We start from the raw sequence: 9,305 nt of genomic DNA, 5'->3' as shown, positions 1-9,305 counted from the left end.
TACTTTTACCTACATTGCAAACTCTGGCAGATGGGGGGAGAGTGAAAAACTACATTTGGGTTGGTTAAAACGAAAATTCTAGGAAATTGCTTACAAGTAACATTAAAGTTTCAATCCCTAATAGGGATTTGGGTTGGTTAAAACTAAATGATATTGATAATGAGCTAAAAATAGCTCAGTTTCAATCCCTAATAGGGATTTGGGTTGGTTAAAACCAGCGTGATCGCGTCTTGCAAATCATGAAAGAAGTTTCAATCCCTAATAGGGATTTGGGTTGGTTAAAACTGAATATTTTCCTTGATATCGTCAATTCGTTATCGGGTTTCAATCCCTAATAGGGATTTGGGTTGGTTAAAACTGGGGTACAGGCGCGGGCGCTGGGAATTCCTTGGGTTTCAATCCCTAATAGGGATTTGGGTTGGTTAAAACGTTGCTTATAACGCTCCGATAGATACAGGTGCTTGTTTCAATCCCTAATAGGGATTTGGGTTGGTTAAAACCTTGCTGAGTTTGCCACAACTCATCATTAAGCTCAAGTTTCAATCCCTAATAGGGATTTGGGTTGGTTAAAACATATGGTGGCAGATGTTGATGGTAATAGTTTCTTGGTTTCAATCCCTAATAGGGATTTGGGTTGGTTAAAACTCCTGCCCAGTTCCCCGGCAATCCCTCACATTCATAGTTTCAATCCCTAATAGGGATTTGGGTTGGTTAAAACTAAGAAATTCAAAACTCCACAGGGTCAATAACTCTGTTTCAATCCCTAATAGGGATTTGGGTTGGTTAAAACTAAGGACGGACGCGGTAGGCGATCGCATCAAAGAAGAGTTGAGTTTCAATCCCTAATAGGGATTTGGGTTGGTTAAAACTCTCAAGAAAGTATTGAATTGTCGGAGCAAATTCAACGTTTCAATCCCTAATAGGGATTTGGGTTGGTTAAAACCTTGCCTTCCCTTTTCATTTCCTCACGCACTTTTTCAAGGTTTCAATCCCTAATAGGGATTTGGGTTGGTTAAAACGCCACTCCTTCTCTTTAAGTTGCCAATACCACCCCAGTTTCAATCCCTAATAGGGATTTGGGTTGGTTAAAACTGGCCCCGAAAATGCCAAGTTTAGCGGCAAGTATGTTTCAATCCCTAATAGGGATTTGGGTTGGTTAAAACTTCGCCTTTATATCAAGCACCTCCAGGATGGAGCGGTTTCAATCCCTAATAGGGATTTGGGTTGGTTAAAACTGATTTGAAAGCTGCTTTGTTTTTAATTTCTCGGTTTCAATCCCTAATAGGGATTTGGGTTGGTTAAAACCCCCTAATATCACCTTCTTTGTTGGAATGGTGAACGTTTCAATCCCTAATAGGGATTTGGGTTGGTTAAAACTAGCAATATCTACAGCGCCGATTGTCACCTCGCCGTTTCAATCCCTAATAGGGATTTGGGTTGGTTAAAACGCTGTAATACGGCGGTTGATCGCACGTCTCACCGTGTTTCAATCCCTAATAGGGATTTGGGTTGGTTAAAACTACTATCAATATTGAAATCAGGTTTTATTGTTGGGTTTCAATCCCTAATAGGGATTTGGGTTGGTTAAAACCAGCACGGACTTGCCAGCACCCATGCCACCGTGAATCAGTTTCAATCCCTAATAGGGATTTGGGTTGGTTAAAACTCGCTCGCAGCTACGAACAAAATAACTGCCTTGACTGTTTCAATCCCTAATAGGGATTTGGGTTGGTTAAAACGGTACGGTACAACGGCAAGGGGGATTTTGCGATGAATTTGTTTCAATCCCTAATAGGGATTTGGGTTGGTTAAAACAATAAAATAGTTGAGGATGCGGACATATTTTTTAGTTTCAATCCCTAATAGGGATTTGGGTTGGTTAAAACTTCTAAATTCGCTTGCTTGGGGGTACGGCCGCGTAACCAAGTTTCAATCCCTAATAGGGATTTGGGTTGGTTAAAACTTGTGGCAGCAAATCGACTCTAAGTTCAAAGCTCTTATTTTTGTTTCAATCCCTAATAGGGATTTGGGTTGGTTAAAACATTGATAAAGGCGATCGCACTAGTAATTGTTTTTGGTTTCAATCCCTAATAGGGATTTGGGTTGGTTAAAACATGGAAGAAGTGTTGGGGGAGGGAGTCATCAAAATAGTTTCAATCCCTAATAGGGATTTGGGTTGGTTAAAACCTTCGGCTAATTTCTTGGGCCTTGCCATCTAGATTTAAGTTTCAATCCCTAATAGGGATTTGGGTTGGTTAAAACGTTTACTGACTGCAATTGCACTAAAAGCCAAGGAATATTTGTTTCAATCCCTAATAGGGATTTGGGTTGGTTAAAACTCGAGAAAGGTTAGGAACTGATGTTACTGATAGGTTTCAATCCCTAATAGGGATTTGGGTTGGTTAAAACCTATGTCCAATCCTACCAGATTCACCCCCCTACAACCTGTTTCAATCCCTAATAGGGATTTGGGTTGGTTAAAACTTGCGATCGCCTAGAAATGGATACATTAGGCAGATTACCTACAACCTGTTTCAATCCCTAATAGGGATTTGGGTTGGTTAAAACTTTCCACTACCAGAAGCCCCAATAATGGCAATGTGTTTCAATCCCTAATAGGGATTTGGGTTGGTTAAAACTATTGAGGCGGTGGATAAGGTCTGGTACGTAGGCGTTTCAATCCCTAATAGGGATTTGGGTTGGTTAAAACGCAACCATCCCTTGGCAGCACGGACAATGAACCGGTTTCAATCCCTAATAGGGATTTGGGTTGGTTAAAACTTTCTTGAAGAAACCGAGATTTAGCATCTCCAGTAATGTTTCAATCCCTAATAGGGATTTGGGTTGGTTAAAACTTGATGTATTCTCTTCCGCGCTACACATCAAAGGTTTGTTTCAATCCCTAATAGGGATTTGGGTTGGTTAAAACTTCTTGAAGATTTTTTATCTTCTTGAAACTATGGTGTTTCAATCCCTAATAGGGATTTGGGTTGGTTAAAACTCGATATGGGGGTAAACTTGGTTTATCGTTTTGTTTCAATCCCTAATAGGGATTTGGGTTGGTTAAAACCGCTGGGGTCTGTAAGCCTTGATATATTTGGTTTTCAAGGTTCAATAGTGGCAACCTGTAGCTAAGATACCTTTTCAGACGCTTGGTTGTCAAGAGCGCAAGAATAATAAATAACCTCAAAAGCAATTCTGGTAAGGATTTGGGGTGGTGGTGTCAACCTTTAAAACCCTCAAAGAGGATTCAAAGCTAGAGAGGATAAGCTTTTCAAGCACAAAATTTTGTTTTGTTTGAAAAACACCTACTGGTTGACACCATAATTACTAATTCACATTAGGCGTAATTCTGTAATCTATGCAGAAAGCGTAAAACTGCTATATAAACCCTAAAAAAGTCTAGACATTTATTTCTTACTTTAATGGGAGCATGGGAGCGGTTATCCCTCAGAGGATGCTTGAAAAGTTTTGGGTGAATATAATTCGCTACTACACAAGCGAAGCCCACCTCCTTTGGAAAACACGGAAAATCGAGTTCTTGAAACCCACGGAGGTGGGTTTTGTCTGTATAGTCGCGATTTCTAATCGCCGGGGTAGTATTAATTTAGACTTTTTAAACAACCTCTCAGTAAGCTTTCACGATGAAGCCAACCGTGATAAATTAATTGCTCTCTTTCCCTCTGCCCTCCTGCGGTCTTAATAATAGGTCTTTAAGCAGACACAATATTATATTCAAATATTCTCAATTTGAAATTCTCGTGGATTTTTCAAAATAAAAATATCATTTTCTTTCACTAAATCACCCGTACATCCTCTTTTATAAGGCGTTTTACGACATCTACAGATATCAGCTAAAAGTAGTACAATAAAACTACAAACTTTAGTATTGCTGTAATCATACTGTAAATCAGTTGATATATTGTGTAACAAGTTGAAGGGGGTGATTGTAGTGTTGTCATGTTTTGAGATAGCAGATTACTTTATTTGGTTAGCAAATGAAACAGGTTCTTTTATTAGTAATCTCAAACTGCAAAAACTTGTATACTATGCTCAAGCTTGGTATGTGGCGTTGTATGACATTCCCTTATTCGCAGAAGATTTTGAAGCGTGGATACATGGCCCTGTAATACCTGATTTGTACCAGAAATATAAGCATTTTGGATGGCAACCAATTTTAGAAGATGCTAAACCAAAATTACCCCAAAACATTCAAGAGTTTCTAGGTGAAGTTGCACAAGAGTATTTTGCTTGTGATGCTTATGAACTAGAGAAAATGACTCATGCTGAAGCACCTTGGAATTTGGCTAGAGGAAACATACCAGCTGATGCACCTTGCAACGCAGTGATTAAAAAGGAGTGGATAAAGGAGTATTACGGTTCTCGTGTCGAAGAAAAAGATTAAGAAGACTGAAGTTACTAAAACCAGTAAATCAAGCATTCAACTAACAAAGCTGAAGCCAACTCAAGGCATCAGCTTTTCGTTTAAATATTATCAGGATGATCACAGCAAGTTTTCCTGTAGCGAAAAAGAAGTAATCTACTGGTTGACTTTGCTTGATCGATTAAAAGCTTTATCCAGTTTTTCAGCTAAAGAATTATTGGTAAATCGTAGCAGTAGCCTCAGATGTCATCCCATCAAGTGGACAGATACTAGCGAAAGCGAATTTGGTCTACTAAACGAAGAACAATTAGTTGATACACCATATCAGTTTTCTCTCTCTTCAAATGAACATGGTAGAGTTCATGGATTCTTTATTGAAGAGATTTTCTACATTGTTTGGCTAGACCCAGATCATCGGCTGTACTCTGCTAGAAATTAATTTATTAATAGAGAAATAAAAATGCGTAGCATCATTATTTCAAGCCCACGATTTGAATCGTGGGGTAATAATTACGAATTGGAGCGTAGCGACTTGACTCGTCGTGTTTTCATTCAAATTTTTTAACCTATCAACTAGCTTCAACTGATTTTACCAGTTGAAACCAATGGATAGGTTAAAGCTAAATAGACCTTGAGTTTTAGATACAGTCTAAAATTGTGGAAACTCTAGCACAGCAAAGTAAAAAAACAGACTTTTATCAAAAGATAAAAAAGTTATTTTATTAAGCTTTCTACTCATGCTTTTTTGCCCTATGACTTCACTGTAGGCTGAGTCAGCACTGCTGTATTTCGGTTTTCTGCGTTGGGTAGGCGCGTGATAGTTAATAGTGGTACTTCTTGTCGGCACGACTGGCAAAACCAATATAGTTCACCATGACGGACATGACGTAAGAGGGAACCACCGCAACATGGGCAAGTGTTGGCTCTCATACTCATACCAATGTCCTCCTCAAAAAAACTTGTTTAAGATTTGTAAAAAAAGTTGTTAATTAAAACTGGATTTTAGCGGCGTGAATGCGTCCATTCGATTTTATGCGCTCTTGAATAATTTGTCGGTAGATATCTTCATAACTATTAACCATTTGGTTAACACTAAATTTGTTTTCTACATATTCCCGACAGGTTTGACGATTTAGTTTCAAAGCTAATGGAATCATTGCCGCCATTTCCTCATAGCTATGGCAAACAAATCCACAGACCCCATGGTCAATTACTTCTGGTACAGAACCTAAACCCATAGCGATTACTGGTGTACCAGTTGCCATTGACTCAGTCATCACTAAGCCAAAAGGTTCTTGCCAATTAATGGGGAAGAGAGTTATTGCAGCATTACCCAGAAGTTCAACTTTTTGGGCGTGGTTAACTTCGCCTAAATACTCAATTTGTTGACCATCGATGTAAGGGGCAATCTCTTGTTCAAAAAACTCAGAGTCTACTGCATCAAGCTTTCCAGCCATCTTTAAGCGCCAACCATTTTGCTTAGCAATTGCGATCGCACGATCAGGGCCTTTTTCGGGTGAAAAGCGCCCTAAAAATGCCAAATATGGCTGGTCTTGTGGTTGGCTAACAAAGTTGTAATCTTCGGGATTAATCCCGTTATAAACCGTGCCAACATAGTTGAGATTAATCTGACGTTGCGCGTTACTAATGCTGACGTATGGTTGCTGGTGGTGATAGATATATACGTTGCGGTTGTCTTTTGTAAAATTGCCGTGCAGTGTATGCACTGTGGGTGTTTTTGTGATCAAGCTCGCTAAAGCTAATGCCGAAATGCCTACATGGGAATGAATAATATCAAATTCCGCAGCGCGTTGATAAACTTGGCTTAGTTCTAGCATTTCATACGCTGCATACTCTTGGATATGAGGTTCCAAACGCAATGCACGTGGATAAACTGCTTCTAAACGAGCCAGAGTTTGAGAATCGCCAGAGGCAAATAAAGTTACCTCATGACCGCGACGAACTAGTTCATCAGTCAAGCGACTTACTACTAGTTCAATTCCTCCATAATTAGGAGGTGGAACTCTTTCCCATAAAGGGGCAACTTGAGCGATTTTCATAAGTTGTTTTGGTTCAGTTGGTGAGATTTTCCTCAAGCCAATAAATTACTTCATTAATTTTATGAGGAGAGAGCATTTGTACTTAGCTCTTTGAAATTTAAATTAACCTAACTGATTGCCAAAAGCGCAATATCGGTTAACCGCACCGTATGCTAATCTGTCCCCGATAAAAATTTTAGATTATCGGTAACATTCAGCAAGCAACTCCAATCTCTAAATTACAGTTCATGAGAAACTATTTGCATCTGTCTTGGGGATCATAATACTAGAAAAAATTTTGTAGCGAAACTTACAAAAATGCATACTTTGTAGCTAAAAAGACTAAATTAAGATATGGGATCAAGTGATTAAAGATGAGTTTAGCCATTTTGACTAAACGAAAAAATTAAGTTTAACTATTAAATATACGTGCAAAATTACATAATTCTTAAAGGATAATCAATTAAAATACTGATCACCAGCTAATGAAAATTGCTACTTGGAATGTCAACTCGATTCGCACTCGCCTAGAACAGGTTATCGATTGGTTAAATCAAAATCCCGTTGATGTCCTCTGTTTGCAAGAAACCAAAGTTGTAGATGCTGAGTTTCCGCGATCGCCATTTGAGCAATTAGGTTATCATCTTTATTTGTCAGGACAGAAAGCTTACAATGGTGTAGCCTTAATCAGCCGTCAACCACTTGCAAATGTAAGTATGGGGTTTTCAGAAATTCTGGCAGATCTACAACCCGAATGGAATGAGCAAAAGCGGGTGATTACAGGTGTCATTGACGACATTCAAATTGTGAATCTGTACGTTCCTAATGGCAGTGCAGTGGGTAGCGAGAAATATGATTATAAGCTGCGCTGGTTAACAGTATTAAGAGAATATTTGCAAACAATCCTCTCATCACAACCTGCTATTTGTGTGTGTGGCGACTTCAATATTGCTCTAGAAGCTAGAGATATTCACGACAAAGTTATTACCGAAAATCACATTATGGCATCCGAACCAGAGCGTCAAGCCTTGCGCGATGTGATTACACTAGGATTTGCTGATGCCTTTCGCAAATTCACACAAGAAGGTGGACACTACAGTTGGTGGGACTATCGCGCCGCCGCCTTTCGTCGCAATCTCGGCTGGCGAATTGACCATCATTATCTCACACCTGTTCTGTATGAGCGTGCTAAAAGCTGCATCATCGATGTCGCACCTCGAAAATTAACCCAACCCAGCGACCATGCACCGGTGGTTGTAGAGTTGGGGAATAGGGAATAGGGAATGGGATATTTGTATTTCTAAATTACGAATTATTTTGGCCTTTATCTCTATCTAGCTTCTCTTGGATAGCTTGTCGGCAATACTCAGGAGGGTTATCTATGGTAGACAATTCCTCTTTCATAGTTTTGGTGATACGCAGGTTAAGACGTTCGGTTAGCGATTCTTCTCGTTCCGACTTAAATGGTTTTAAATTTTCTGGTGTACCTTGAGGATTAGGCATTTATGTAGAAATATAAATAAAATTTAATCACTGGTATGCTCGAGATTAAACTGTTTTTATCAGTGGGTATCATCCCTAGAAAAGTTTTTACCCACCGATACCACTTTTGCAAATGGATAATCTTATTTTATGTTCACGCGTTCCGAACTTGAAGTCTTGATGATCGCGCAACTAAGAATTTTGTGCGCTAGATATGGACTAAGACCAATCGGTTAACACTCAACTGTCAATCCTCAACAACAATTTACCTGACTAAGCTACAAGTATTGATTCACGGTAATTATATGTTTTTGGTAACTGGAGCAACGGGAGGAATTGGTCGCCGGGTTGTGCGACTCTTACGCCAACGAGAGCAGTCTGTGCGGGCATTTGTCCGACTCACCTCGCGCTACAGCGAGTTAGAACATCGGGGTGCAGAAATCTTCATTGGTGATTTACACTCAAAACAAGATATCCAGAAAGCTTGTCAAGGCGTCCAGTATATAATCAGCACCCACGGTTCTGGTAGCGATGCCTTATCAATCGATTATCGCGCCAATATTGAATTGATAGACCAAGCAAAAGCCAACGGAGTACAACACTTTGTTTTTATTTCTGTATTGGGAGCCGACCGGGGGTATGAAGATGCGCCCGTATTTAAAGCCAAACGAGCGGTAGAGCGTTACTTGCAAGCTAGTGGCTTAAATTACACTATTTTACGCCCAGCTGGATTAGCATCAAACTTACTGCCACTAGCAGAACGGTTTCGTGAAACAGGGTTGTATCTACTCATCGGCGATCGCAAAAATCGTACCTCAATTTTGAGTACCGATGACTTAGCAAAGATAGTAGTTGATTCTGTAACACTTGAAGGCGCTCATAACCAGACCTTATCAGTTGGAGGCCCGGAAATTTTATCACGAGCCGATATTCCTCGGATTTTTGCTCGGATCTTCAACAAAGAGCCAGTAATAATTAACCCACCACTATTATTTATTGATGGGTTACGGGGTGCATTAGGTTTATTTAATCCCCAAGCACAAACGAGCTTAGGAACTTATCGTACACTGCTAGCAAATGAATTTTTCTGCACCAAAGAGGAAATCGCCAAACTAGAAGCAATTTTCAACTTTCAATTGGAAACATTAGAAAATTTTTTGCGGCGCTATTTAGCAGTTTGAATGAATGGGGAGTAGGGAGTGGGGAGTAGGGAGTGGGAGGGGATGAGGGGGATGTCGTTTGACTTTGCTCATTAGCCAAAAGATGAGGGAGTGAACAAGAAATTTTCTCCGCGTCCCCGTGTCCCCGCGTCCCCGCGTCCCCCTTCGGGTGACGCTCGCTAACGCTGCGCTAACGCAGTCGCCTGCGGAGGGAAACCCTCCTTTACTCGCTGTCTCACC

At 40.1% G+C, this 9,305-nt stretch carries 7 protein-coding genes and 1 CRISPR repeat array; of the genes, 4 read left to right on the top strand and 3 right to left on the bottom strand.

The features are described from left to right. Nucleotides 1–107 precede the first annotated feature (107 nt). Nucleotides 108–3,070: a CRISPR direct-repeat array (repeat unit 37 nt; unit sequence GTTTCAATCCCTAATAGGGATTTGGGTTGGTTAAAAC). An 882-nt stretch (nt 3,071–3,952) separates the two neighbouring features. After that, nucleotides 3,953–4,405, top strand: coding sequence for a Panacea domain-containing protein (locus AC5JMF_RS13375; protein ID WP_495796210.1), 453 nt, complete (start codon nt 3,953–3,955; stop codon nt 4,403–4,405). Continuing rightward, the gene (locus tag AC5JMF_RS13370) at nt 4,386–4,823 is read left to right on the top strand and encodes a hypothetical protein (protein ID WP_495796209.1); all 438 of its coding nucleotides are present in this window, start codon (nt 4,386–4,388) and stop codon (nt 4,821–4,823) included. Before AC5JMF_RS13375 ends, AC5JMF_RS13370 begins: the two co-directional genes overlap by 20 nt. A 311-nt stretch (nt 4,824–5,134) precedes the next feature. Here AC5JMF_RS13370 and AC5JMF_RS13365 read toward each other — a convergent pair whose 3' ends face one another. Together AC5JMF_RS13365 and AC5JMF_RS13360 are read right to left on the bottom strand one after the other, a co-directional pair. Next, complete coding sequence (locus tag AC5JMF_RS13365; RefSeq protein WP_495796208.1) at nt 5,135–5,320, bottom strand: hypothetical protein; 186 nt, start codon at nt 5,318–5,320, stop codon at nt 5,135–5,137. A 53-nt stretch (nt 5,321–5,373) separates the two neighbouring features. After that, nucleotides 5,374–6,444 (bottom strand): glycosyltransferase family 4 protein, encoded by a 1,071-nt coding sequence (locus AC5JMF_RS13360; protein ID WP_495796207.1) that lies wholly within the window; start codon nt 6,442–6,444, stop codon nt 5,374–5,376. Nucleotides 6,445–6,908: 464 nt separating this feature from the next. Between AC5JMF_RS13360 and xth the strand changes: the two genes are divergently transcribed. After that, nucleotides 6,909–7,703: an exodeoxyribonuclease III gene (xth, locus tag AC5JMF_RS13355; RefSeq protein WP_495796206.1), complete on the top strand. Its 795-nt coding sequence runs from the start codon at nt 6,909–6,911 to the stop codon at nt 7,701–7,703. A 25-nt stretch (nt 7,704–7,728) separates the two neighbouring features. On the opposite strand, the gene AC5JMF_RS13350 is transcribed toward xth, so the two are convergent. Next, on the bottom strand, nt 7,729–7,926 hold the full coding sequence (locus tag AC5JMF_RS13350) for a hypothetical protein (protein ID WP_495796205.1): 198 nt from the start codon (nt 7,924–7,926) through the stop codon (nt 7,729–7,731). Nucleotides 7,927–8,210: 284 nt separating this feature from the next. On the opposite strand from AC5JMF_RS13350, the gene AC5JMF_RS13345 reads away from it, so the two are divergent. Next, nucleotides 8,211–9,086 (top strand): SDR family oxidoreductase, encoded by an 876-nt coding sequence (locus AC5JMF_RS13345; protein ID WP_495796204.1) that lies wholly within the window; start codon nt 8,211–8,213, stop codon nt 9,084–9,086. The last annotated feature ends 219 nt before the right edge of the window (nt 9,087–9,305 follow it).

The sequence above is a fragment of the Desmonostoc vinosum genome (genome assembly GCF_059505385.1).
Note: the sequence above shows the minus strand (reverse complement) of the source record. Positions and strands in the feature narration are given on the sequence as shown.